Annotated in this window: 22 protein-coding genes; 8 read left to right on the top strand and 14 right to left on the bottom strand. The window is 52.8% G+C overall.

All coding sequences use genetic code 11. The features are described 5' to 3' along the window. Positions 1-48 precede the first annotated feature (48 nt). The 6 genes from btuC to selO all read left to right on the top strand — a co-directional run bounded on the left by btuC (position 49) and on the right by selO (position 5466). The gene (gene btuC, locus WC1_RS13980; RefSeq protein ID WP_016150129.1) at positions 49-1029 is read left to right on the top strand and encodes a vitamin B12 ABC transporter permease BtuC; all 981 of its coding nucleotides are present in this window, start codon (positions 49-51) and stop codon (positions 1027-1029) included. A gap of 60 nt (positions 1030-1089) precedes the next feature. After that, positions 1090-1641, top strand: coding sequence for a glutathione peroxidase (locus WC1_RS13975; RefSeq protein ID WP_016150130.1), 552 nt, complete (start codon positions 1090-1092; stop codon positions 1639-1641). After that, positions 1641-2390 carry a vitamin B12 ABC transporter ATP-binding protein BtuD gene (gene btuD / locus WC1_RS13970; protein ID WP_003030567.1) on the top strand — a complete coding sequence of 250 codons (750 nt, stop codon included), beginning with the start codon at positions 1641-1643 and terminating at the stop codon, positions 2388-2390. The genes WC1_RS13975 and btuD overlap by 1 nt, the downstream gene beginning before the upstream one ends. 77 nt (positions 2391-2467) lie before the next feature. Beyond that, positions 2468-2932: an NlpC/P60 family protein gene (locus WC1_RS13965; RefSeq protein ID WP_003836644.1), complete on the top strand. Its 465-nt coding sequence runs from the start codon at positions 2468-2470 to the stop codon at positions 2930-2932. 316 nt (positions 2933-3248) lie between these two features. Then, positions 3249-3962, top strand: coding sequence for an EAL domain-containing protein (locus WC1_RS13960; protein ID WP_003836643.1), 714 nt, complete (start codon positions 3249-3251; stop codon positions 3960-3962). A 61-nt stretch (positions 3963-4023) separates the two neighbouring features. Next, complete coding sequence (gene selO / locus WC1_RS13955; protein ID WP_016150131.1) at positions 4024-5466, top strand: protein adenylyltransferase SelO; 1443 nt, start codon at positions 4024-4026, stop codon at positions 5464-5466. Here selO and WC1_RS13950 read toward each other — a convergent pair. The 8 genes from WC1_RS13950 to ppsR all read right to left on the bottom strand — a co-directional run bounded on the left by WC1_RS13950 (position 5463) and on the right by ppsR (position 13545). After that, positions 5463-6242 (bottom strand): heme ABC transporter ATP-binding protein, encoded by a 780-nt coding sequence (locus tag WC1_RS13950; protein WP_016150132.1) that lies wholly within the window; start codon positions 6240-6242, stop codon positions 5463-5465. The genes selO and WC1_RS13950 overlap by 4 nt on opposite strands. Further along, entirely contained in the window at positions 6235-7227 is a 993-nt protein-coding gene (locus WC1_RS13945; protein WP_003836640.1) for a FecCD family ABC transporter permease, read from the bottom strand. Before WC1_RS13945 ends, WC1_RS13950 begins: the two co-directional genes overlap by 8 nt. Beyond that, entirely contained in the window at positions 7227-8048 is an 822-nt protein-coding gene (locus WC1_RS13940) for a heme/hemin ABC transporter substrate-binding protein (protein ID WP_003843463.1), read from the bottom strand. Before WC1_RS13940 ends, WC1_RS13945 begins: the two co-directional genes overlap by 1 nt. Beyond that, on the bottom strand, positions 8045-9076 hold the full coding sequence (chuS, locus tag WC1_RS13935) for a hematinate-forming heme oxygenase ChuS (protein WP_016150133.1): 1032 nt from the start codon (positions 9074-9076) through the stop codon (positions 8045-8047). The genes WC1_RS13940 and chuS overlap by 4 nt, the downstream gene beginning before the upstream one ends. A gap of 47 nt (positions 9077-9123) precedes the next feature. Further along, entirely contained in the window at positions 9124-11106 is a 1983-nt protein-coding gene (locus tag WC1_RS13930) for a TonB-dependent hemoglobin/transferrin/lactoferrin family receptor (RefSeq protein WP_003030557.1), read from the bottom strand. 74 nt (positions 11107-11180) lie between these two features. Next, positions 11181-11369, bottom strand: coding sequence for a hemin uptake protein HemP (gene hemP / locus WC1_RS13925; protein ID WP_003030556.1), 189 nt, complete (start codon positions 11367-11369; stop codon positions 11181-11183). Positions 11370-11538: 169 nt separating this feature from the next. Next, the gene (gene aroH / locus WC1_RS13920) at positions 11539-12585 is read right to left on the bottom strand and encodes a 3-deoxy-7-phosphoheptulonate synthase AroH (RefSeq protein WP_003030555.1); all 1047 of its coding nucleotides are present in this window, start codon (positions 12583-12585) and stop codon (positions 11539-11541) included. 126 nt (positions 12586-12711) lie between these two features. Then, a complete protein-coding gene (gene ppsR, locus WC1_RS13915) occupies positions 12712-13545 on the bottom strand; it encodes a posphoenolpyruvate synthetase regulatory kinase/phosphorylase PpsR (RefSeq protein WP_003030553.1) in 834 nt (277 codons plus the stop codon). A gap of 327 nt (positions 13546-13872) precedes the next feature. Here ppsR and ppsA point away from each other — a divergent pair, with 327 nt between their 5' ends. After that, complete coding sequence (ppsA, locus tag WC1_RS13910; RefSeq protein ID WP_003030548.1) at positions 13873-16251, top strand: phosphoenolpyruvate synthase; 2379 nt, start codon at positions 13873-13875, stop codon at positions 16249-16251. Positions 16252-16318: 67 nt separating this feature from the next. Here ppsA and fadK read toward each other — a convergent pair whose 3' ends face one another. The 5 genes from fadK to WC1_RS13885 form a co-directional block, all read right to left on the bottom strand. Next, positions 16319-17956, bottom strand: a complete 1638-nt coding sequence (gene fadK, locus WC1_RS13905) for a medium-chain fatty-acid--CoA ligase (RefSeq protein ID WP_016150134.1) — start codon at positions 17954-17956, stop codon at positions 16319-16321. 82 nt (positions 17957-18038) lie between these two features. After that, on the bottom strand, positions 18039-18332 hold the full coding sequence (locus tag WC1_RS13900) for a ferredoxin family protein (RefSeq protein ID WP_003836621.1): 294 nt from the start codon (positions 18330-18332) through the stop codon (positions 18039-18041). After that, positions 18329-19618 (bottom strand): FAD-dependent oxidoreductase, encoded by a 1290-nt coding sequence (locus tag WC1_RS13895; protein WP_016150135.1) that lies wholly within the window; start codon positions 19616-19618, stop codon positions 18329-18331. The genes WC1_RS13900 and WC1_RS13895 overlap by 4 nt, the downstream gene beginning before the upstream one ends. A gap of 57 nt (positions 19619-19675) precedes the next feature. Further along, positions 19676-20611, bottom strand: coding sequence for an electron transfer flavoprotein subunit alpha (locus WC1_RS13890; RefSeq protein ID WP_003836617.1), 936 nt, complete (start codon positions 20609-20611; stop codon positions 19676-19678). A gap of 21 nt (positions 20612-20632) precedes the next feature. After that, complete coding sequence (locus WC1_RS13885; protein WP_003843472.1) at positions 20633-21397, bottom strand: electron transfer flavoprotein; 765 nt, start codon at positions 21395-21397, stop codon at positions 20633-20635. 474 nt (positions 21398-21871) lie between these two features. Here WC1_RS13885 and WC1_RS13880 point away from each other — a divergent pair, with 474 nt between their 5' ends. Next, positions 21872-22762, top strand: a complete 891-nt coding sequence (locus WC1_RS13880) for an AraC family transcriptional regulator (protein WP_003836612.1) — start codon at positions 21872-21874, stop codon at positions 22760-22762. A 54-nt stretch (positions 22763-22816) separates the two neighbouring features. Here WC1_RS13880 and WC1_RS13875 read toward each other — a convergent pair whose 3' ends face one another. Continuing rightward, positions 22817-23968 (bottom strand): acyl-CoA dehydrogenase, encoded by a 1152-nt coding sequence (locus tag WC1_RS13875; protein ID WP_003836610.1) that lies wholly within the window; start codon positions 23966-23968, stop codon positions 22817-22819. Positions 23969-23976: the final 8 nt, after the last annotated feature.

Consider the following 23976-nt stretch of genomic DNA (forward strand, 5'->3'; position numbering starts at 1 on the left):
ATCAGCACCGTAGAATCACCTTCATCTCTTTTCAGCAGAATGGAAAACATGCTGACTTTCGCCCATCAACAGCAGCGTCGAAATGTGCGCTGGATACTGTCACTGTCAGTACTTATGCTACTGGCAACGATTCTAAGCTTGTGCGCAGGAGAACAATGGATCGCTCCCGGCGACTGGTTCAGCGCCCGCGGCGATCTGTTCGTCTGGCAAATCCGACTTCCCCGTACCCTTGCCGTTTTGCTGGTAGGCGCTGCGTTGGCCTTATCAGGCGCAGTGATGCAATCTCTCTTTGAAAATCCGCTCGCCGAGCCGGGATTATTAGGAGTGTCTAATGGCGCGGGAGTCGGGCTTATCGCGGCGGTGCTGCTGGGGCAGGGGCAACTTCCCGGCTGGGCATTGGGCCTTTGCGCCATTGCTGGGGCGCTGATTATCACGCTCATACTGCTACGTTTCGCCCGCCGTCATTTGTCTACCAGCCGTCTGCTGCTGGCAGGGGTGGCGCTGGGGATTATCTGTAGCGCGCTGATGACATGGGCCATCTACTTCTCCACATCATTTGACTTACGACAGCTGATGTACTGGATGATGGGGGGCTTCGGTGGCGTAGACTGGCATCAGGCCTGGCTCATGGTGGCGTTGATTCCGGTACTGGTGTGGATCTGCTGTCAGTCGCAGCCGATGAATATGCTGGCATTAGGAGAGACGTCTGCTCGTCAGCTGGGGCTGCCACTATGGTTCTGGCGCAACCTGCTGGTGGTCGCCACGGGCTGGATGGTCGGCGTGAGCGTGGCTCTGGCAGGGGCGATTGGTTTTATTGGGCTTGTGATACCGCATATTTTGCGACTGTGCGGCCTCACCGATCACCGTGTTTTATTGCCAGGTTGTGCGTTGGCTGGTGCAATCGCATTACTGTTTGCTGATGTTGTCGCGCGTCTGGTGCTGGCCTCGGCTGAGTTACCTATCGGCGTGGTGACGGCCACCATGGGCGCACCGGTATTTATCTGGCTATTGTTAAAAGCCGCGCGCTAGAACGCGTTGGTTCGGTCTATGATTAAAAACTGAAAATCCACCTGTTGTTCTGGAGATGCTATGCAAAACACTATCCTTGATACAGAAGTGACGACCATCGACGGCGAGGTTACCTCACTGCAGCCGTATTCCGGAAATGTGCTGTTAATCGTCAACGTTGCTTCAAAATGTGGACTGACGCCGCAGTACGAGCAACTGGAGAATCTGCAGAAAACCTGGCACCAACAGGGCTTCAGCGTTCTTGGTTTCCCTTGCAATCAGTTTCTGGGCCAGGAGCCGGGCAGCGAAGAGGAAATAAAAACGTACTGCAGTACCACCTGGGGCGTAACTTTCCCGATGTTCAGCAAAATTGACGTCAACGGCGAGGGACGCCATCCGCTGTATCAGAAGCTGATTGATGCCGCGCCAACGGCCGTTGCACCTGCGGATAGTGGGTTCTATGAGCGAATGGCGAGCAAAGGTCGTGCGCCGCTCTACCCGGACGATATTCTGTGGAATTTCGAGAAGTTTTTAGTGGGTCGCGATGGAAAAGTGCTGCAACGATTCTCACCGGATATGACGCCTGAGGATCCCATTTTGCTGCAAACCATCAAGCAGGCGCTGGCAAACTAATGTCTCGATTGATGCAGCTACAGGACGTCGCGGAATCGACCCGTCTTGGCCCGCTTTCTGGTGAGATAAAAGCAGGAGAGATCCTGCATTTAGTGGGACCAAACGGTGCCGGAAAAAGTACGCTGTTGGCGCGTATGGCGGGTCTGACGAACGGAGAGGGCAGCATCACTTTTGGTGATATGCCGTTGGAGGAATGGCCGGCTGCCAGGCTGGCGCAATATCGTGCCTATCTTGCGCAACAGCAAAATCCGCCGTTTGCGATGCCGGTCTGGCATTTTCTGACGCTGCATCAACCCGACAAAGCACGTACCGATCTGTTACAGGAGGTCGCCGATGCGCTCGGCCTGGGAGATAAACTGGGGCGCGGCGTGAACCAACTATCCGGCGGTGAGTGGCAGCGTGTGCGCCTGGCTGCGGTTATCCTGCAGATTTGCCCACAAGCGAATCCATTAGGTCAGCTTTTACTCCTGGATGAGCCGATGAACAGTCTGGACGTCGCGCAACAAAACGCACTGGATCGATTGTTGAGTCAGCTGTGTTTGCAGGGCATAGCGATTGTGATGAGTAGTCACGACCTTAATCACACCTTACGCCATGCGCATAAAGCCTGGCTACTCAAACGTGGGAAACTGCTTGCCAGTGGTTCTCGAGATGCGGTACTGACGCCGGCCAATCTGTCTGCGGCCTATGGTGTCAACTTCCGACGTTTGGATATTGAAGGGCATAGAATGCTCATATCAACCACTTAAGTTAAATGGGTTCTTGAAAATCATATAATTTCCACGCTAAATTGGTATAAAAATAAAATTCAGAGGATTCGTACTGAATGCGCTTTTGGCTCCTTTTAATCACAGCATTGTTTTTGGCGGGCTGCAGCAGCCATCGTGCGCCTGCGCCAAATGCCCGCTTGTCGGATTCAATCGCCGTTATCGCCGGTCTTAATGATCAGCTACAAACCTGGCATGGCACACCCTATCGTTATGGTGGTATGAGTCGTAGCGGGGTGGATTGTTCTGGATTTGTTTTGATGACGATGCGCGATAAATTCGATCTGCAACTCCCACGCGATACGCGTACGCAATCAAAGATTGGTACCGAAATTGATAAAGACGATTTGCTGCCCGGCGATCTGGTTTTCTTTAAAACCGGGTCTGGGGAAAGCGGTCTGCATGTCGGTATTTACGATACCAATAATCAATTTATTCATGCTTCAACCAGCCGTGGAGTGATGCGCTCGTCTCTGGATAACGTTTACTGGCGTAAAAACTTTTGGCAGGCGCGACGTATTTAATCCTCACAACTCCGAGGCTGCCATCGAGTGGCAGCCTCGACATCACCGTTTGAAAGTTAACTTTTATTTCTGCTTTTGGTTAGACAATACCCATGAACATTAAGAGCGTATCTTGCTAAAAATATGATTTATTCCGAGATATTAAAAAGTGCAAAGCTGGATATTCGCTTATAATCAGGATAAGCTAAAAAAAAGGATTCGATTTACCGGCTAAAAAGGGAAAAATGAAAGGGCCTCTACTTGCATCAGCAGTAACGTATTTCTTCATCCTTTGCTACAGGATGCCGGATAACACCCATGCAGCGGGGCTGGCACGATGATTGTTTCACTGGATAATCTTTACCATTCTGAGTTCTCTTTTCTTCCTGCGAGAAGCGAAAAAGGCGATCTTGAATTCGTCGACATCATCACCAATTTCGCCAGTGCACATGGGGATGTGCGTATACCCACCGAGCTGGTCCTACCTCGGATGTCAGACGACGAACAATGTCGTTTATTTGTAGAAAAACTAGAATTAATCGAAACGTGCCAACATTTTTTTATTCAGCGAAAAGTATTTGCCTGGATTAATTTAACGCCAGCAATTGCTAATACTTTATTATCAGATACTGAACTTGCTTCACAAGTTGAACGATTTTCATTTCTGGAGCTGACTATTAATGAAAGCTATCCGGAGTTAAACAAAGGTAAAGATAATCCAACATTGGCCGCACTTGCTGCGCGATTTCCATTAGTCCTGACAAACTATGGTGCTGGCGGTATATCAACCCGGGCAATTTTTGACGGTCTGTTCAAACGCGTCGTTCTGGATAAAAACTTTGTTCAACAAAGGATTGCACATATTTCGTTTGAACCGTTTATGCGGGCTATTCTGGCGCAACTATCTCCCAGTTGTGAGTCAATAATCATTAGCGGAATTGATACACAAGAGATGCTGGAGCGTGTTTTGCCTGTGGGATTCAGTGCCATGCAGGGAGGATTGTGGCCTGCAGTGCCTCCTGCGCAGATAATTTCGCTTGCTAAGATATAACCCTTTTATTTGCTGGTGTTTAACAGGCTATTAACAGTCTACACTAGAGGCAGGAGGCTCTATGACCCTGTCTTTTACCACTCGCTGGCGTGATGAACTACCAGCAACTTATACCGCGCTTTCACCCACCCCTTTGAAAAATGCGCGCCTTATCTGGCATAACGATGCGCTGGCGGAGCAATTAGCTATTCCTGCGGCGCTATTTGATATTTCAACTGGTGCGGGCGTTTGGGGAGGCGAATCGCTGCTTCCCGGGATGTCGCCTTTAGCCCAGGTTTATAGTGGGCATCAGTTCGGCGTCTGGGCAGGTCAGCTTGGCGACGGACGTGGGATCCTGCTGGGCGAACAACAGCTCGCGGATGGTTCAACGTTTGACTGGCACCTGAAAGGCGCCGGACTCACACCGTATTCCCGCATGGGGGATGGGCGCGCCGTGCTGCGCTCGACCATTCGCGAAAGCCTTGCTAGCGAAGCGATGCACTACCTGGGAATACCGACCACGCGGGCATTGTCGATTGTCACCAGCGACACGCCGGTGTATCGCGAAACGGTCGAAGCGGGAGCGATGCTTATCCGCGTGGCGCAAAGCCATATGCGGTTTGGCCATTTTGAGCATTTTTACTATCGCCGGGAGCCGGAAAAAGTGCGCCAGTTGGCTGACTTTGCGATTCGCCATTACTGGCCGCAATGGCAGGAAGACGCCGATAAATATCAGCTGTGGTTTAACGATGTTGTCACGCGTACTGCGACGTTAATCGCTGACTGGCAAGCGGTAGGGTTTGCGCATGGTGTTATGAATACGGACAACATGTCGATTCTGGGTCTGACGATGGATTACGGTCCATTCGGTTTTCTTGATGATTACGTGCCCGATTATATCTGCAATCACTCTGACAACCAGGGGCGATACAGTTTCGATAATCAACCGGCCGCCGCGTTGTGGAACCTGCAACGTCTGGCGCAAACCCTGTCGCCGTTTATCCCGGTCGAGGCGCTCAATGATGCGCTGGACAGTTACCAGCTGGCGCTGTTAACTCGCTACGGTCAGCGGATGCGGCAAAAGCTCGGCTTCTTTAGCGAGCAGAAAGACGATAACGAACTGCTTAGCGAGCTGTTTAGTCTGATGTCGCGGGAAAGAAGCGACTATACGCGAACGTTTCGCATGCTCAGCCAAACGGAACAACACAGTGCGCAATCTCCGTTGCGCGATGAGTTTATCGACCGCGCAGCGTTTGACGACTGGTTCACGCGGTATCGCTCGCGTCTTCAGCAAGACAATATTGCCGATGCTGCCAGACAAACACAGATGAAGGCGGCTAACCCGGCGATGGTATTACGTAACTGGCTGGCGCAACGGGCGATTAGTCAGGCAGAGCAGGGGGATTACGCCGAGCTGCATCGGTTGCACCAGGCGTTGCGTACCCCGTTTGCCGATCGTGATGATGACTATGTCAGCCGTCCACCTGACTGGGGAAAACGGCTGGAAGTGAGTTGTTCAAGCTAAGGGGCCAGAAATACCTGCGGGGAGGCGTTGGCCGGATGCTGGACAACATGTACCTGAGCACCGTACCAGCGCTTCAGATCATCGGCCTGTAACACAGTTTCCGGTGTTCCCTGCGATACCAGCCTGCCGTTGTGCAGCAGCACTATTCTGTCTGCCCACAGTGCGGCGAGGTTCAGATCGTGAAGCACAATGCACACATGTAGCTCTCCCGAAGAGGTAAGCGTTTTTAGCATGCGCAACAGATGCTGCTGGTGATAAAGATCGAGCGCGGAGGTCGGTTCATCAAGGAATAACCAACCGTGAGGCGCACCGTCGCACCAGAGTTGTGCCAGCGCACGGGCCAACTGTACTCGCTGTTGCTCACCGCCGGAAAGCGCGGCGTATTGCCGACCCGCCAACGTTGTGCATCCGGTCATTTCCATCACCTGAGCGATAAGCCGGGGCTCCTGCTGTTGGGTCCACGGCGCGCGGCCCATCGCGATGACGGCCTCTACCGGCCAGTCGAATCCCAACTGTGTTTGCTGGCGCATCACTGCCCGATGCCGCGACAGGGTCTGGGTAGACCATTCATGCAGCGGTTTGCCCGCCAGCACGCAACGCCCGGTTGCTGGTTTGAGAAAACCGGTCAGCAGGCGCAGCAGGGTGGATTTCCCCGCACCGTTTGGGCCGATGAGCGCAACCAGTTCACCTTTTGTAAGGGCGAGCGATACGTCGTCAATCACCGCTCTGCCAGCTACGTGATAGTGAAGCCCTTCAGCGATGAAATGTTCAGCCATGCGCTCCTCGCTGACGAAAAATAAGCCATAAAAACCACGGTGCGCCGAGAAGACTGGTCAACAGACCGACCGGCATCTCCGCAGGCGCAACCGCCGTACGGGCCAGGGTGTCGGCAATCAGCAATAAAAACGCGCCCGCCAGCACGGAACCCGGAATAACGGCCCGATGGTCTGAGCCGAGCCACATACGTATTAAATGTGGGATTACCAACCCGATAAAGCCAATCACCCCGCTTACCGCCACGGCTGAGGCAACCAGTAATGCGCTACAAAGCAGCAAAATACGCTGGATTGTACGTACATCAACGCCGAGATAATGCGCCTCTTCCTCACCCAGTTGCAGAAGATTCAGCGCCGGAGCAAGTCGCCAGATGATCAGCACTGTCGGGATTGTCAGTGAAGTGACAGCCAACAGCGTGGACCACTGTGCGGCCCCCAGACTTCCCATTCCCCATAGCGACAGCTGGCGCAGTTGCGCATCATTACTGACCCACGACAGTACGCCAACCGCCGCCCCGCAGAGCGCGTTGATGGCAATGCCGACCAGCAGCAGGCGGGAGAGCGAACCGTCGCGCTGTTGGCTGAGGATAAAAATCACTACTGTTGCCGCTAGCGCGCCGAAAAAAGCGGCCAGCATTGGAGCATACAACATCATCAGCGCGGGCAAAGAGACAGGCAGCACCACCCACAGGGCCACAGCGCAGGCGGCGCCGCTGCTTATTCCCAGTAATCCAGGGTCTGCAAGCGGATTGCGAAACAGTCCCTGCATCACGCAGCCAGCGAGCGCCAGAGAGGCGCCAATCACCAGCGCCAGCAGGACGCGGGGAAGGCGAATCGTGATCCAGATTTGACGCAGTGCCTCATCGCCATCACGCCAGAGCAGACTTACCGGCAGGCGCAACGCGCCAAAACCGGTAGCCAGAACCGTCATTGCAACCAGCATCAATGCCAACATCCACAACGAACAGGTGATCCGCCGGGACATCAGGGCAATTGCTCCGCTTTAGCACGAAGCTGCAAAATAGCCTGTGGCGTGCGAACGCTGAAGCCCAACAGCGCCATATCGTCAACCTGCAATACCTGTTTATTCCTTCCGGCAGGTGTTTGCGCAAGTCCCGGTAGCGCCCACAGGTTATCTTCGCCACCCATCGCCTTAACGCCGTCCTGCGAAATCACCACCAGATCGGGTTGGCTGGCAATGACGCCTTCTTGTGACAGCGGCTGATAGCGATTAACGCCCTGCATGGCGTTGCGTAGACCTGCGGCACGAATCGCCGCATCGGCTCCGGTTTGCTGGCCCGCCGCCATTGCGGTCATCCCGCCATGATTGAGAATAAACAGCACACGTTTATTAAGTTCAGACGACGGGAGCGTCGCCAGTTCCTGACGTAACGTTGCGCGCAGCGTTTCGCCGTCGGCCTCCCGATGAGTAGCCTCAGCGATAACCCGAACTTTTTCATCAATCGCGTTAAGATCGTTGCTTGCTGGGATCGTGACAACCCTGACGTTGCTCTGCTCAAGCTGTTTTAGCGCTAAAGAGGGCTGTGCCTGCGCGCTGGCAAGGACCAGCGTAGGGCGGGTAGCCAGGATCCCTTCGGCGTTGAGCTGGCGCAAATAACCAACATCAGGTAACGCGGTTGCCGCAACAGGCCACTGGCTTGTGCTGTCTCTCGCCACAAGGGAGGGTTGTGCTCCCAGTGCGTAGACAATCTCGGTGACATCGCCACCGAGCGCAACAACCCGTTCCTCGGGCGCAGCCAGCGCCGCGAAGGGCAGCAGCGCGATCAGGGCCAGCAGTTTTTTCATGCGGCCAGTCCTTTCGGCGTCAGTGCGTCAATCTGTGCGCGCCATTGTGTCTGCTCCGGCTCGCCTTCCGTACGTTGACCATACAGCTGGGCGATTTGCGTGCCGTCGGCAGCAAACAGCTCCAGACTGGTGACGTGACCATCGGCGGTCGGTTTACGCGTCACCCACGTTTCCGCCACGCTCTCTTCCAGTAGATGCAGGGTAAAGGTTGGGTTGAAGATGTTCAGCCAGCCTTTCATCGGTACCAGTTTTTCAATCACGCCGGTAAATATCTGTACACAGCCGCGATTACCCACAAAAACCATAATTTCGTTGCCATCCTGACGCGCGGTGTTGAGTAATTGCGCCAGTGCACTATTAGAAACCTTACAGGCCAGGTCGTCGCCAACCAGATTAAACGCCTGTTGGCGGGTGAGATCGTGGCGTTTAAGCAGACCGAAGAACTGATGGACATCGGTCATCGCTCGCCACTCTTGATCAACAGTCTGTGCGTCGACAGTGACGGCGGCAGGCACAGAATTGTTGACGGGTTGCAGCACCAGCGGCGGGTTTTCTGCAAAGATGAAACGGGTCAGCAACGCCGCCCATTCCTCAACGAAGGTATTTTGTGTGGTATAGACCTTCAGCAGTGCGTCTCCCTGATGGTCAAAGAATTGAATGCTCTGACGCTCGCCGTGGGCGGTAGTCTCACTGATATGAAAAGCGCTTGCCCACTGATTGAGGAACAGGCGCAGGTCGAGGGCACGCGGATTAAGAACTAGCCCGGCATGGCCGTTCAGGTGCTGATTGGTAAAAGCGCCAACCTGTTCATGCACCGCATATTCGTTGCGGCAAATGCATTTGGTTTCACCTACGGCTTCCAGTGCGCCGAGGATTTCGCGGACTTCGCCACGTAAGCGCCAGGCGTCATGGCCGACGCGCGCAAAGGTCAGTTCGGCTTCGCTAATATTCATCAATCCTGCAATGTCACGTGCGTATTTTCCGGGATTTTCTTTCTTCAGTTCCAGCCAGCGTGTGTAATGATTCATTGTCTCTTCCTTCCAGATTGCGGCCCCGGCGAACCGGGGAAAAGTGATTACCACTGATAACTCACGAAAATTTTGCCATTACGACCATCCTGCGGAATGCCTTGCGGCGACCAGTACTCTTTGTCAAAGGCGTTGCCCAGTACCAGCGTGGTGGTCATGCCTTTCAGCGCTTGTTGGCCCTGATAGCTCACGTAAAAATCGTTTACCGCATAGCCAGGCTGTTTAGCGTAGGTGCTGCTGATATGCGTTGAACGGTCAGCAAATGTCCCAATCCAGCCTACGGAGAAACCGCTGTGCGCAACCGGCACATTCAGTTTGCTGGTGACGGTGTCGGGGTTAATGCTGGAAATGTATTCACCTGTGTCAGTATCTTTGCCGCGTGTGCGGTTATAGGCCATGTCGAGGCTGAACAGGTCGGCGGTATATTTCGCCATCACGTCCCAACCCCAGATTTTGGCATTGGGAACGTTATAGGACATGGTTGTCGCAGCGGCAAAGTCAACGCTGGTGGAGATGTAATCTTTTGCTTTGGTATCGAAATAGCTGGCTTTAAATTCGAGCGCATCGCTCGCCATCAGCAGATCGTCAAAGCGCAGGCCAAATCCGTATTCCTGCGTTTCGTTAGTTTCCGGGCGCAGGTTAGGGTTTGGCACCCAGTAGTTAGTGTAGAAACGACCAATCGAGAAGTGTTTCGCATCGTTATACATCTCGCCCATGGTTGGCGCACGGAAGGCCTGAGCGTATGAACCGAACAGCATCAGCCAGTCGGCTGGCGTAACGGTGAGTCCGGCGCGGGACGACCATTTGTCAGCATCAACATCTTCATAGCCGTCGCTGCTGCCGCGATAAGAGTCATAACGGGTACCGCCCAGCAGCGTAACCGGCAGGTCACGCAGGGTGATTTCATCCTGTAGCCAACCGGAGCTGAAATCGATCTTTGCCTCCGGGAAACCGGTGGTTGAACCACCCGGTTGTTGTTCCTGGCGATAGTATTCACCGCCGTAGGTCAACAGGTGAGATGCAAAAGAGTCGGTAAACAGGCGGCTGCGGTTGTCGATCTTCCCGCCTTTGGTGGTTTGCTTGCGAAATTCGCCAGTGTTATCTGCGTTCTGAGCATTAATGCGCGCTTCGGACCAGTAGATACGGGCATCCGCGTTCAGCCAGTCATTGTCCGCCGGAGCAAGCGAGTAGGTCAGTTGCGCATCACGCTGGATCGTTGAACGGTTGGTCATCGGGTTGCTGGCATCCGCCGCACTGGTCTGCGGGTTTTTAGGTTCCCGGGCGTCATTGTTGTAGTATCGCAGCGAGCCGGCCAACGTCTGGGCGCTGTCAATTTTCCAGCTACCTTTCGCCAACATATTGTTGATCGCTTCATCGTTTGGCGCTGTAGTACCGTCGCTCTGGCGCAAATCACCGCGATCGCGACTCGACCATGCAAGCAGTCCGTCCAGCGTATCGGTGCGCCCAAATGCGCTGGCGCCCATACCGAGGCTGTGATCGCCAGTTGCCGCGGTACCGAACACGCGGTAACCGCTGTTTTGTCCGGCTTCCAGCAGATCTTTGGCATCCGCAGTGTCATAGGCGATCACGCCGCCCAGCGCGCCGCTACCGTACAGTAGTGCGGAAGGGCCACGCACGACTTCGATACGTTTGATAAGCGCCGGGTCGAGGAAGGTGCTGTTCAGGTGTCCGGTGTCAGTTCCCTGACGAACACCGTCAACCAGTACCAGAACGCCACGTCGATCGTAGCCGCGCAGATTCACGTCCTGGCCGTTGGTACGACCCGTTCCATCGAGGGTTAGACCCGGAACCGTCCGCAACAGATCGGCTGCCGAACTGGCGGTCTGGTTTTCCGGGGCGGTGGCATCAATCACGCTGACCATCATCGGCGCTTCAAAGGCACTACGGGCATTGCCGGTGGCGGTGACGGTCATATCCTCGACCGCCGCATAGGCTACGGCGGGCAGGTTACTGACAATCGCCAGCGCCAACAGCGATGGGCGCAGGGAAGCGGTGTGCAGGTAAGGCATAGCAACTCTCCATTAGGAAATCGAAAAGCGCTGGCTGCCTGGGTATGACCTGGGTGGCTGGCGAAATGTGTTGTTTATTTAGTCAGAATGAGTTTTCCGGCTTGCGTCTGGCGCAGCAGGTAGTGCTGACCATCATGCTCTATGATCACGCGTCCTTCGTTACCCAGCAGGGTTTTACTGTCAATTCGTCGCTCGTTTGGCGCGACGGAAGGCGGTGTTGTGTCTTTTGTAGGCGTAGCCGTTGTGTTATCCATACGTGACATAGTGTTTAAAAATAACAATCAATGTAACAATGATAATCATTATCATCAAACTGCAAATTTGCGGCAAGCGTTTTTGTGAAATAATTGTGACGAGAACGTTTTTTGCACAACAATCGGGGAAAAACAAAGGATTAGCACCGGGCAAAGTGATATTGCCCGGCGAACAGCATTAAAAACGGCTATCAACCGCAGAGGCGAGTTTTTCAACCAACAGTTCAGTATCTTCCCAGTTCAGGCACGGGTCGGTAATAGACTGACCGTAAACCAACGGCTGGCCGCTAACGATTTTTTGAGTACCTTCACGCAGGAAACTCTCCGCCATGATCCCGGCAATTGCCGTCGAACCGTTACGAATTTGCTGGCACACGTCGTCACAAACGTCCAACTGACGACGATGCTGCTTCTGGCAATTGCCGTGGCTAAAATCGACCACCAGATGCTCAGGCAGGGAAAATTCGTGCAGGGTATCGCAGGCGGCGGCAATATCTTCAGCATAATAATTCGGCTTTTTACCGCCACGCATGATGATATGCCCGTAAGGGTTACCGCTGGTCTGATAAATGGTCATCTGACCGGTTTTATCCGGCGAGAGGAACATGTGACTGGCGCGGGAGGCGCGAATCGCATCGACGGCGATGCGCGTGTTGCCATCCGTTCCGTTCTTAAAACCGACCGGGCAGGAGAGCGCGGAGGCCATTTCACGATGGATCTGACTTTCGGTGGTGCGCGCGCCAATAGCTCCCCAACTGATTAAATCGGCAATAAACTGGCCGGTCACCATGTCGAGGAATTCAGTCGCCGTGGGGACGCCCAGTTCGTTGACCTGCAACAGCAGTTTTCGCGCCAGTTCAATACCGTGGTTTACACGATAACTGCCGTTCAAATCCGGGTCGGAAATCAGGCCTTTCCAGCCCACGACGGTGCGTGGCTTTTCAAAATAGGTACGCATCACGATTTCCAGACGCGCCTGGTGCTTTGTGCGCAGCGCCTGTAATCGTGTCGCGTATTCCATCGCGGCATCAAGATCGTGAATCGAGCAGGGACCTACGATCACCAGTAAACGGGGGTCTTCACCATTTAAAATTTTTTCTATCCGACGTCGGGAGTCCGTAACATGACGGGCGACGGAGGATGAAACAGGATGCCGTTGCGCAAGCTCTGCTGGAGTGACCAGGTTGTCAATACGCGCAGTACGGAGTTCATCGGTTCTGTTCATTATTTGTCTCAGAAATTTGTTGCTTCAACGGCAGGACTACCGGGAAGTGATGTACATCACAATATCACACTCATCCTGCCTGGTGGCGAGCATCATAACAAAAAATCGAACCAATGCACTAGCATTCTAGTACATGCGGCGATTCAGTCCCATGATATCGAGGATCTTGGTAGCAATCTCTTCTACCGAATAATTGGTACTGTTCAGCCAGGGGATCTGGTTTTTCCGGTACAGCGCTTCTACCTCAGCAACTTCCATTCGGCACTGTCGCAGCGAGGCGTAACGGCTGTTCTCACGGCGCTCTTCGCGGATGGCCGCCAGGCGCTCAGGGTCGATAGTCAGACCGAACAGCTTATGCTGCAACGGCTTCAGAGAGGCGGGCAGCACCAAATTATCCATATCATCGGCAATAAAGGGGTAGTTGGCGGCGCGGATACCAAACTGCATGGCCAGATACAAACTGGTTGGGGTTTTGCCGCAACGAGAAACGCCGAGCAGGATCACCTGGGCCTGATCGAGGTTGCGCAACGAAATACCGTCGTCGTGGGCGAGGGTGTAGTCAATGGCGGCAATGCGCGCGTCGTACTTGTTGAGGTTACCGGGATTCAGACCGTGCGTGCGATGGGCGATAGGTGTAGGGTCGAGCTTCATCTCGTGTTGTAGTGGGGCAACCAGCGCCTGCACTATATCCTGACAAAATCCCTCGCTTTGCAGAATGATTGAGCGAATTTCGGGCAGGACGATGGAGTAAAACACCAAAGGGCGCACGCCAGTTTGTTGGTAGATCGCGTCAATCTGGTCTTTAACCGCGCGCGCACGACTCTCATTTTCCACAAACGGCAGCGTAATGCTGCTGATCGTGACCGGGAATTGCGACATCACCGCGTGACCCAAGACCTCGGCGGTGATGGCCGTACCATCAGAAATATAAAATACGTGACGATCAACAGCATTATCCATTTTGCTCATCCTGGGCAGACATAATTCTCTGAAAGCATAAATTAAAATTCGCCAGAAGCGAATATTGCTGCATCTTTTTTATAAAATGAAACGGTATTTTTATAATTAATGAAAAGTGCATTTCATTTTTCGGAACAAATGTTTATACCGGTAGTTTTTGTGGAGATCCCCTGTGGCTCGCGGGTTTGCGCAAATGCGGAAACAATCTGAAAAAATAAAAAATAAAGTTGCTTGAACGATTCACCGTTTTTTTCGCTGGAGTAAATATGCAAAGATAATTACGCAAAATTGAGTTTCCTAACCTCGTTCAAATATAAGGATTGTTCGATGTCCAACAATGGCTCGTCACCGCTGGTGCTTTGGTATAACCAACTCGGCATGAATGATGTAGACAGAGTTGGGGGCAAAAATGCCTCCCTGGGTGAAATGATTACTAACCTTTCAGGTATGGGTGTTTCCGTACCGAATGGTTTTGCAACGACCGCCGACGCGTTTAACCAGTTTCTGGACCAGAGCGGTGTAAACCAGCGCATTTATGAGCTGCTGGATAAAACGGATATTGACGATGTCACCGAGCTTGCAAAAGCCGGCGCGCAGATCCGCCAGTGGATTATCGACACTCCTTTCCAGCCGGAGCTGGAAAATGCCGTCCGCGATGCCTACGCGCAGCTGTCAGCGGACGATGCCCATGCCTCTTTTGCTGTGCGATCTTCCGCTACCGCAGAAGATATGCCAGATGCGTCATTTGCCGGTCAGCAGGAAACCTTCCTCAACGTCCAGGGATTTGATGCCGTGCTGGTTGCCATCAAACACGTATTTGCTTCGCTGTTTAACGACCGCGCGATCTCTTATCGTGTCCACCAGGGTTATGACCATCGTGGCGTAGCGCTCTCTGCGGGTGTGCAGCGGATGGTGCGTTCTGACCTCGCGTCTTCCGGCGTCATGTTCTCCATCGATACCGAATCCGGTTTCGATCAGGTGGTGTTTATCACGTCTGCATGGGGCCTGGGCGAGATGGTCGTGCAAGGGGCCGTTAACCCGGATGAATTCTACGTGCATAAACCGACGCTGGCGGCTAACCGTCCGGCTATCGTTCGTCGCACCATGGGTTCGAAAAAAATCCGCATGATCTACGCGCCGACTCAGGAACACGGTAAGCAGGTAACGATCGAAGATGTGCCGCAGGAACAACGCGACATTTTCTCCCTGACTAACGAAGAAGTGCAGGAACTGGCCAAGCAGGCGGTGCAGATCGAGAAGCACTACGGTCGTCCGATGGATATCGAATGGGCGAAAGACGGTCATACCGGTAAGCTGTTCATTGTTCAGGCGCGCCCGGAAACCGTGCGTTCTCGTGGCCAGGTGATGGAGCGTTATACGCTGCATGCGCAGGGTAAAATTATTGCTGAAGGTCGTGCCATCGGTCACCGCATTGGCGCGGGTCCGGTCAAAGTCATCCAGGACATCAGCGAAATGAACCGTATCGAACCAGGCGACGTACTGGTTACCGACATGACCGACCCGGACTGGGAACCGATCATGAAGAAAGCAGCGGCGATTGTCACCAACCGTGGCGGTCGTACCTGTCACGCGGCAATCATTGCCCGTGAGCTGGGGATCCCAGCCGTGGTGGGCTGTGGCGATGCGACCGAGCGCATGAAAGATGGTGAGAAGGTTACTGTCTCTTGTGCCGAAGGCGACACCGGTTATGTTTACGCTGACATGCTCGACTTTAGCGTGAAGAGTTCCAGCGTGGAGACCATGCCGGATCTGCCGTTGAAGGTGATGATGAACGTCGGTAACCCGGACCGCGCTTTCGACTTCGCCTGCCTGCCAAACGAAGGTGTTGGTCTGGCGCGTCTGGAATTTATCATCAACCGCATGATTGGCGTCCACCCGCGTGCACTGCTGGAGTTTGATGACCAGACGCCTGAGCTACAAAATGAAATCCGCGCCATGATGAAAGGTTTCGATTCTCCGCGTGAATTCTACGTTGGTCGTCTGACGGAAGGGATCGCGACGCTGGGAGCGGCGTTTTATCCTAAACGCGTCATCGTGCGTATGTCTGACTTTAAGTCCAACGAATATGCCAACCTGGTCGGCGGTGAGCGTTATGAACCGCATGAAGAGAACCCGATGCTGGGCTTCCGTGGGGCGGGCCGTTACGTTGCTGATAGCTTTCGCGACTGTTTCGCGTTGGAATGTGACGCAGTGAAACGTGTCCGTAACGATATGGGCCTGACTAACGTTGAAGTGATGGTACCGTTTGTACGTACCGTTGCCCAGGCGAAAGCGGTGGTGGAAGAGCTGGCACGCCAGGGGCTGAAACGCGGTGAGAACGGACTGAAGATCATCATGATGTGTGAGATCCCGTCTAACGCCTTGCTGGCCGAGCAGTTCCTCGAGTACTTCGACGGCTTCTCCATCGGCTCAAACGACATGACGCAGTTGGCGCTGGGTCTGGATCGTGACTCTGGTGTGGTTTCTGAACTGTTTGATGAGCGTAACGACGCGGTGAAAGCGCTGCTGTCAATGGCGATTCGTGCAGCCAAGAAACAGGGCAAATACGTGGGTATTTGCGGTCAGGGCCCATCTGACCATGAAGACTTTGCGGCCTGGCTGATGGAAGAGGGGATCGACAGCCTGTCGCTGAACCCGGACACTGTCGTACAGACCTGGCTAAGTCTGGCTGAACTGAACAAGTAACATCATGCCTTATCCGGCCTATTCAACGTAGGCCGGATAAGATACGCTAGCGTCGCCATCCGGCACTTTATCCTGCAACACTCTCCACGCTCAAACGCTGAATAATATCCTGACGCAGTTGGTATTTTTGTACTTTACCGGACGCTGTGCGTGGTAATTTCTCCACGATCACAATGTGCTCAGGGTATTTGTACTTTGCCACCCGCTTGCGACTAAAAAAGGCTACCACTGACTCCAGTGACAGCGAATGATGCGGCGGTTTTAGCACCACATAAGCACATGACCTTTCACCTAAGCGTTCGTCCGGCATCGCGACAACGCAGGCATCGTGAATGCGGGGGTGCTGCAATAAAATATCCTCAACTTCGCGGCTGCTGATGTTTTCTCCACCGCGGACAATGATATCTTTTTTCCGTCCGGTGATTTTGATGTACCCCGCATCGTCCATTCGGCATAAGTCGCCGCTGTAATACCAGCCGTCTTGATCCAGCGCACGGGCGGTGAGTTCGGGTTCATCGAGATAGCCCATAAACACATTGGGACCGCGTGAGGCTTCTTCGCCTTCTACACCCACAGGCAACGTATTGCGCGCTTCATCGACGACTTTAATTTCGACGCCTGCAGCAGCATATCCGTCGGTATCCATCATGCGAGAAAGCGAATCATCGAGATTGACCAGCGCATGCGGGGAACTCTCTGTCGAGCCATAAATGCTTAATAATTTTATGCCGAGCTGCTGGCAGTCACGGGCAATCTTCTGTGGAATGGTTGTGCCCCCACATAAGAAAAAGCGTAGCGATGAGAGATCGCTTGGCCGTTTGTCCATGCTACACAACATGTCGTAGACGAAGGGCGTTGCGCCGAGCACACAGGTACAGCGTTGTTGTTCCAGCAGTTCAAGACAGGCGGCTGGGGTGAAAATATCTAACAATACGCTGCGTGCGCCGATTAAAAACGGTGCGGTAACGCCATGCAGAAAACCGGTAGCGTGTCCCAGTGGTGCTGGCATTAAAAACACATCCTGCCAGGTGAGATTAAGACGGGCACAGTAGGCGCGCTCGCTGGCAAGGATGTTGTTGTGGGTCAGCATTACGCCTTTTGGCATTCCCTCGGTACCGGAGGTAAACAACACCGCCGCCAGTTCATCGGCGTGAACATTAATCGTTTGGGTTAATGGCGGAGCTAAAAGCAGTTGGCTGAGCGCTAGCGAGGTCGTTGCCGGAGCCAGTTTATCCACGGCAACGATCTGTTGCAGATGTGGCAACTGGTTTTGTAAGGGCAGGATCAGATCGACCGGTCGGGTCTGTTTAAACAGCGTCGGTGCGAAAAAAATCTTCGCTTTGCACTTATTCAGCACCCATACCAGCTCTGCTTCACGCCACGCTGGCAGCAGCGGTACGGAAACGGCCCCGGTTTTGAGGCAGGCCAGGTAGATAATCGTAAACTCGCACCAGCCCGGTAGCTGGAAGGCAATGCGATCGCCAGGTTGAATACCGCAGGCTAAAAACCAGGTTGCCAGACTGCTGGCCGCGCTATCGAGTGCAGCATAGGTGTATGAAGCGCCATGGTTATCAACCACCGCGATTTTATCTGGCATGGCTCTGGCAGTTTGGTTCCAGTAATCGCCAAGCGAAGCATCTCCCCATAAACCCTGTTGCCGCCAGACTTCGCGACGTTCGGCGTTAAACGTTAGTGTGATACTCATGAAGTTATTCCCTGGATGATTTCGGCATACATCTGACCGGATGGCCGGCGTGGCCGAACCGGTGTACTACAGGCAAAATCCGTTAGCCGTAGCGAAAATCAATGCCAAATGTTCCGACCGGATATTCCCATTGGTCGAGGATCGTGTCGCCGCACAGTACTCGACACGTTCCGCACTCCAGGCAACCAGCAGAATCAAAATGAATGTTTCCACTCTCGTCCTGCTTATACAGCCCGGCGGGGCAGGCTTTCAGCAGCTTGCGAAATTCATTAAGGTCTGGATGTTCGGCCAGGATGATGTGCGGGTGGCCTTCATCGACATTGAATTTATTGACGCCCAGTTTGACGTCAACGTTAACAGTATTGTCCTGACTCATAGTGCAGTTGCCCCCTTGATACCGTCTTTCAGTAAGTTCATCAGTCCGATTTGTTTGGCATGGGACATAATCATCTTGCGAACCGGTTGATTTGGACGTCCGTCAACGGTGAACATATCGCTCATGATGTCGGCCACCATACGCGGATACTGGGTGAACAAACGTGGGTTTTCCATCAACGCCGGGATCTTGCGAAAATGTTGTAAATCACGCATCACACAGCCTTGTTCAAGCGCGCGTTTGTAGTCCATCAGGCTGCTGGCAGAGAAATCCTGTCGTTCTTTTGCTGCAATGGCTGTTTGGGCAGCGGCTTCTGCGGAAGCGATGGCCAAATCCATACCTCGCACCGTGAAACCCAGGTTCAAACAGAAACCGGCGGCATCACCGACGATCATCACACCGTCATCGACCAGCTTTGGAACCATTGCCAGACCGCCTTCCGACACCATATGCGCGGAATATTCCAGTAATTCACCTCCGGCAATCAATGGTCGAATAGTTGGATGTTGCTTAAAGTCTTCCAGCATTTGTGGAATACTTTTTGTGGCATGGGCAATATCCCCCAGACCACACACCAGCCCCAGAGAGATGGAGTCCTGGTTGGTATACAAAAAACCTCCTCCCATCAATCCATCAGACGGTGAGCCTGCAAACAGCCAGGCCGCGCCTTCATTACCTGAAAGGTTGAAGCGATCTGCAATGACCGCTGGAGGTAAGCCGATCAGCTCTTTTACGCCAACGGCATAGTGATGTGCAGAAGAGGGAGGAACCATCCCCAGGGACCGCCCCAGCATAGAGTTGACGCCATCGGCCAGGATGACAATATTGGCTTCCAGGATATCGTCACCGGCCTGGACTCCGGTGACCTTATTACCTTCTCGGATCAGAGCATCGACGCGCACACCGGGGATGAACTGCACGCCAGCTTGTTCCGCTTTTTCCATTAGCCATGGGTCGAGTCTGTTGCGCAAAACGGTATACGAATCCTGCGTTGGTGCGTCAGCTTTTTCACGATGGAAATCGAGAGTGACGGCGCTTTCTTCGGTCAGAAAGGAGATTTTTTCGCGGGTGACTTTACGCTCGAGCGGCGCCTCCTGCGCGAACCCTGGCATGATGCGCTCAAGGCTATGCGCGTAGAGTCTTCCGCCGGTCATATTTTTACTGCCTGCACTGTTTCCGCGCTCAATGACCAGCACGTCCAGTCCGGACAGAGCCATAACGTAGCCTGCAACCGTACCCGCCACGCCAGCACCGACCACAATGGCATCAAATTTTTCATCTGACATGCTTTATGCTCCTTTCCCGCTGCAAGGGCAGCGGGAGATGTGCGTTAAATGGGGGGATTAGCGGCTGAGATGTTCGATAAGGGCCGGAACAACTTTGTAGATGTCGCCTACCAGGCCGTAATCGGCATAATTGAAAATAGGGGCTTTCTTGTCTTTGTTGATAGCAACAATGACTTTCGCGCCGTTACCACCGACCATATGCTGAATTTGTCCTGAAATGCCCAACGTCAGATAAAGGTCTGACTTCAGTAACACACCAGAAACGCCAATGTAGCGTTCGCGCTCCATCCAGTTTTCGCCTTCGGCGATCGGGCGCGAGCAGCCCACTTCTGCCCCCAGTACCGATGCCAACTGATGCACCATCTCCAGATCGTGTTGCGCAACCAGGCCGCGACCCACGCCAACCACACGTTTGGCTTTACTGAGGTCCACGCTGCTCACGGATTTAGCGCGACGTTCCTGGCACATAATTTCATGAAGCGGTGCGATGTAAGCTGCTGGGACAACAGGGCAGTTGTGCGAGGCGTTTTCCGCTACAGGTTCAAGCAGGCCAGGGGCAAGAGTGATAATTGCCAGCGCGCTTTTGATTTTTTCTTTGCCGAATGCCAGCCCACCATACATTCGGTGCTCTGCGAACACTGTGCCATCCTCAAGAGTCACCGATATTGCGTCGTTCACCATCGCGGCATTGAGTTGGATGCTTAACCGTGCCCCAAGTGATTTCGCGCGCTTTGTGGCTGACATCAACAGCATTCCGGCGTGTTCTTGCATCAGCGCCGCGATGGTTTCGGCGTAATTTTCTACACGCTGTAAACCGGAGGGGGCTTCGAGCACGATTATTTCATCGGCACCCAGAGGTTTAACCTGATTAGCCTGTTCGCTGCCTTGTACAATAAGATGGACATGCTCACCCCACTGACGTGCGCCGGTCATTAATTCTGCGTAGCGTTCTACGTTATCGCTGAACACCCATACGTTAGCTAATTTACTCATGACAATTTCTCTCCGTTGAGCTTAGTTCAGGGCTTTTTTAAGGTGTTCAGCCAGTTCGGCAATGGCTTCAGCCGAGTCATTTTCCAGAATGATGTGCTTACGTTCTGTTTGTGGCGGTACAGTGAGGCTTACCAGTTCCGCTAACGGTGACGCAGGCGTCCAGCCAATATTGCTGGCTTGCCATGGTGTGACGGGCTTTTTACCCGCGCCGAGAATGGCTTTCATTGAGGGAATACGCGGCGTGTTGATATCCGAGGTTACGCAGAGTACGGCGGGGAGCGGCAGGTCGATCACTTCAACCTCGTCTTCCAGCACGCGCTCAACCACAATGCGGTCGCCGTTACGTTGGATGTTGCTGACGGCGTTAATCACCGGGAGTTGCAACAGTTCGCCAACCAGTAAGCCAACCTGTTGGGCATAGATATCCCCCGATCCTTCTCCGAACAGCATCAGGTCGAAATTCATATTTTTGGCCGCGCAGGCCAGCGCTTGAGCGGTGTCGCGGGGCAATGAATGCTCCAATTGCGGATCCTGCACCATGAACAAACTGTCCGGTCCACGTGACAGCACGTCTTTACGCACTTTGGAATTTTGCAGTAGCGATCCGCCCACGGTTAAAGCGACGATTTCATCACCCTCCGCACTCAGTTGCGCCGCGGCCTCAATCGCATTCAGATCAAACTGGCTGATTTTGGCATCGGCCCGGTCAAAGTTAAGCGAATGCTGTGGGGTAACAACAATGTCCTGTTCTTCAGGCACCAACTTAAAGCAGGTTATTATTTTCATGGCATCTCCAGTCATCCACAGTAGGGAAAATTAACTGAAAATAGTTTGCGGCAGAGAGGGGACAGTTTTCGACGGGGCAATCTGTTTTCATTCCCAACAATCTTGCAAAAAAAAGTGCTGCGGGAATGCTTGTTTTATAAACGAGAGCTCGGCCTTGTGTACTGAAGAGAAAAAAGAGCAAACAAACCAGGGAAGGATAATTGCGAAATGCATCATGTTTTTTATCGTTTTTACGCTTAAATTGTTTCTGATATGTAAATTGTTAATGTTGAATTAATAACATTTATTCTTTTCGTTTTTTATCAAACGGAAATAAACGTGGAAAACAACGCAATGAGGCAGGAGGTATCATCTTGCAGTCGACGCAAATAATTTTGTTTCGCCAGCAAGGAATAACGTTGTATAACGTTATTATCGTTTTCACTTTTCGATATTCATTATTCACAAAATTACTGCCTTTAGGTGGAGGTTGTCATGTATCAACGCTGCTTTGATAATGCCATTGAGACCCTTTTTGAGCAGGGGAAAACGCCGAGATTTTCCCGATTCGTCATTAGCGATGATCCTAACTGGGAGTCCGGACATCATGTTCATGATAATGAAACGGAGCTTATCTATGTTAAAAAGGGGGTTGCAAGATTAATCATCGACTCTTCGCTGTATGTCGCGCATGCCGGGGACATTGTGGTGATTGAGCAAGGGCGATTGCATGCGGTTGCATCTGATAGCAGCGCACCTGCTACCACTTACACCTGCGCACTCTACGGTTTCCGGTTTAACAGTTGGCAGGACAATCAGCTATTGCAGATGCACTCGTGTCCGGTCATTAGCGTCAGCCAGGGTAAAGAGGTTATTAAGAGTATTTTTAATGAGCTGGGGGTGATGCTCCCGCAGAGCAAGAACAACCTGACGTCTTCCGCTTATGACGCATTCGCGTATGCATTAACCGTGTTATATTACGAAAACTTTAAAAATGCTTACCGCTCTGAACAGGGATATATTAAAAAAGATGTCTTAATTAAAGATGTATTGGTCTATTTAAATAACAACTTCCGCGAAAAAATTACTCTCGAACAGTTATCTAAAAAATTCCGCGCCAGCGTGAGCTATATCTGCCATGAATTTACCCGCGAGTATCGTATATCACCCATCAATTATGTTATTCAACGGCGAATGACAGAAGCGAAATTTTCCCTGACCAATACGGAGGCCTCGTTGGCGGAAATTTCGTGGCGGGTAGGGTATGAAAACGTCGATCATTTTGCCAAACTTTTTCAGCGGCATGTGGGGTGTACGCCCAGCGATTATCGTAAGCAGTTTAAAAATAACCTTGCTGAGCAGGAATGCTTGATGCCTGAAGTTTGATTCTCCCGCACCGTCCCGGATAGCGTATCTGCGCTATCCGGTCAGTTATACCGCTTACTTATTCTGATAATCCTTTAGGATTTGGCGACCGGCGACGTAAATCATGATTTCATCGGTACCACCGCCAATGCGCTCACAGCGGACATCGCGCCAGAATCGGGATACGCGTGCTTCATCGGTGTAACCCAGTCCGCCCATGATCTGAATTGCGTCGTCAATCACTTCCATTGCCGTACGTGCACAATACAGTTTTGCCAGTGCCGCACTGGTTCGCAGCGACTGTTCCTGATCGGCCTGCCAGGCGACCTTCAGCACCATATTGCGCATGTTTTCAATTTTGATTGCCATCAGCGCCAGTTTTTCCTGGATCATCTGGTTATGACCGATCGGCTTACCAAATGCGATGCGCTGGTTAGCGTAGCGGGCGGCATCTTCGAAGGCGCATTCGGCAAAACCCGTGCTGCGCGCGGCGTTGATCAGGCGTTCCATTTCGAAGTTGTACATTACGTTGAGGAAGCCCATGCCTTCTTCGCCGACCATATCGCTTTCGTCCACTTCAACGTCATCAAGATAGACTTCGCAGGTGCTTAACATGTGCCAGCCGATTTTATGCAGCGGGTTAACCTTAATGCCCGGTTTCTTAGAATCCACCCACCACAACGTAAAGGCTTTCTTCGGATCTTTCGGCTCCGGGTCGCGAGCCAGTACCAGCATGTATGGATACTCTTTAGCGCCAGTGATAAACGTTTTTTGCCCGTTGAGATACACCTTGCCATTTTTGCGGGTGTAGCTGGTGGTGGCACTATTATTATCGGAGCCTGCTCCCGGCTCGGTTAATGCCAGCGCATACGCCGGATCGCCCGTTTCCATGGTGCTTTCTGCTGTTTTACGCAGCTGCTCGGCGGAGCCAAAACGTCGCATGCTGTGGATGCACTGACCGTTAGTGATCAAAAAAGCGGGCGCGCCACATTTTGACACTTCCATCAGCGCCAGCATCTGGGTGACGTAATCAGCCGGTATGCCGCCAAACTCTTCCGGAACGCCCAGCATCGAAATGCCGTTGTCCGCAAGGGCTCGCATAAATTCCTTCGGATAAGTCGCCGTCTGATCGCAGGTACGGAAATACTCCTCCGGGAAATTGCTGGTAATCAGCTCACGAATGCTGGCAAGCAACAGTTCTTGTTCTTCAGTTAATGAAAAGTCCATCAGGGTAC

It is taken from the genome of Citrobacter sp. KTE30 (assembly GCF_000398825.1).
GTDB classification, from domain to species: domain Bacteria; phylum Pseudomonadota; class Gammaproteobacteria; order Enterobacterales; family Enterobacteriaceae; genus Citrobacter; species Citrobacter freundii.

Bases quoted from the DNA above. Each gene is read 5' to 3' on its own strand.
- WC1_RS13895 (WP_016150135.1), bottom strand. From the start codon at position 19,618: ATGTCAGATGAAAAATTTGATGCCATTGTGGTCGGTGCTGGCGTGGCG.
- WC1_RS13950 (WP_016150132.1), bottom strand. From the start codon at position 6,242: ATGGCTGAACATTTCATCGCTGAAGGGCTTCACTATCACGTAGCTGGC.
- WC1_RS13880 (WP_003836612.1), top strand. From the start codon at position 21,872: ATGTATCAACGCTGCTTTGATAATGCCATTGAGACCCTTTTTGAGCAG.
- ppsA (WP_003030548.1), top strand. From the start codon at position 13,873: ATGTCCAACAATGGCTCGTCACCGCTGGTGCTTTGGTATAACCAACTC.
- WC1_RS13965 (WP_003836644.1), top strand. From the start codon at position 2,468: ATGCGCTTTTGGCTCCTTTTAATCACAGCATTGTTTTTGGCGGGCTGC.
- btuD (WP_003030567.1), top strand. From the start codon at position 1,641: ATGTCTCGATTGATGCAGCTACAGGACGTCGCGGAATCGACCCGTCTT.
- WC1_RS13975 (WP_016150130.1), top strand. From the start codon at position 1,090: ATGCAAAACACTATCCTTGATACAGAAGTGACGACCATCGACGGCGAG.
- WC1_RS13940 (WP_003843463.1), bottom strand. From the start codon at position 8,048: ATGAAAAAACTGCTGGCCCTGATCGCGCTGCTGCCCTTCGCGGCGCTG.
- aroH (WP_003030555.1), bottom strand. From the start codon at position 12,585: ATGAACAGAACCGATGAACTCCGTACTGCGCGTATTGACAACCTGGTC.
- ppsR (WP_003030553.1), bottom strand. From the start codon at position 13,545: ATGGATAATGCTGTTGATCGTCACGTATTTTATATTTCTGATGGTACG.
- WC1_RS13900 (WP_003836621.1), bottom strand. From the start codon at position 18,332: ATGAGTCAGGACAATACTGTTAACGTTGACGTCAAACTGGGCGTCAAT.
- selO (WP_016150131.1), top strand. From the start codon at position 4,024: ATGACCCTGTCTTTTACCACTCGCTGGCGTGATGAACTACCAGCAACT.
- WC1_RS13885 (WP_003843472.1), bottom strand. From the start codon at position 21,397: ATGAAAATAATAACCTGCTTTAAGTTGGTGCCTGAAGAACAGGACATT.
- WC1_RS13930 (WP_003030557.1), bottom strand. From the start codon at position 11,106: ATGCCTTACCTGCACACCGCTTCCCTGCGCCCATCGCTGTTGGCGCTG.
- WC1_RS13890 (WP_003836617.1), bottom strand. From the start codon at position 20,611: ATGAGTAAATTAGCTAACGTATGGGTGTTCAGCGATAACGTAGAACGC.
- chuS (WP_016150133.1), bottom strand. From the start codon at position 9,076: ATGAATCATTACACACGCTGGCTGGAACTGAAGAAAGAAAATCCCGGA.
- fadK (WP_016150134.1), bottom strand. From the start codon at position 17,956: ATGAGTATCACACTAACGTTTAACGCCGAACGTCGCGAAGTCTGGCGG.
- WC1_RS13960 (WP_003836643.1), top strand. From the start codon at position 3,249: ATGATTGTTTCACTGGATAATCTTTACCATTCTGAGTTCTCTTTTCTT.
- hemP (WP_003030556.1), bottom strand. From the start codon at position 11,369: ATGTCACGTATGGATAACACAACGGCTACGCCTACAAAAGACACAACA.
- btuC (WP_016150129.1), top strand. From the start codon at position 49: ATGCTGACTTTCGCCCATCAACAGCAGCGTCGAAATGTGCGCTGGATA.
- WC1_RS13945 (WP_003836640.1), bottom strand. From the start codon at position 7,227: ATGTCCCGGCGGATCACCTGTTCGTTGTGGATGTTGGCATTGATGCTG.
- WC1_RS13875 (WP_003836610.1), bottom strand. From the start codon at position 23,968: ATGGACTTTTCATTAACTGAAGAACAAGAACTGTTGCTTGCCAGCATT.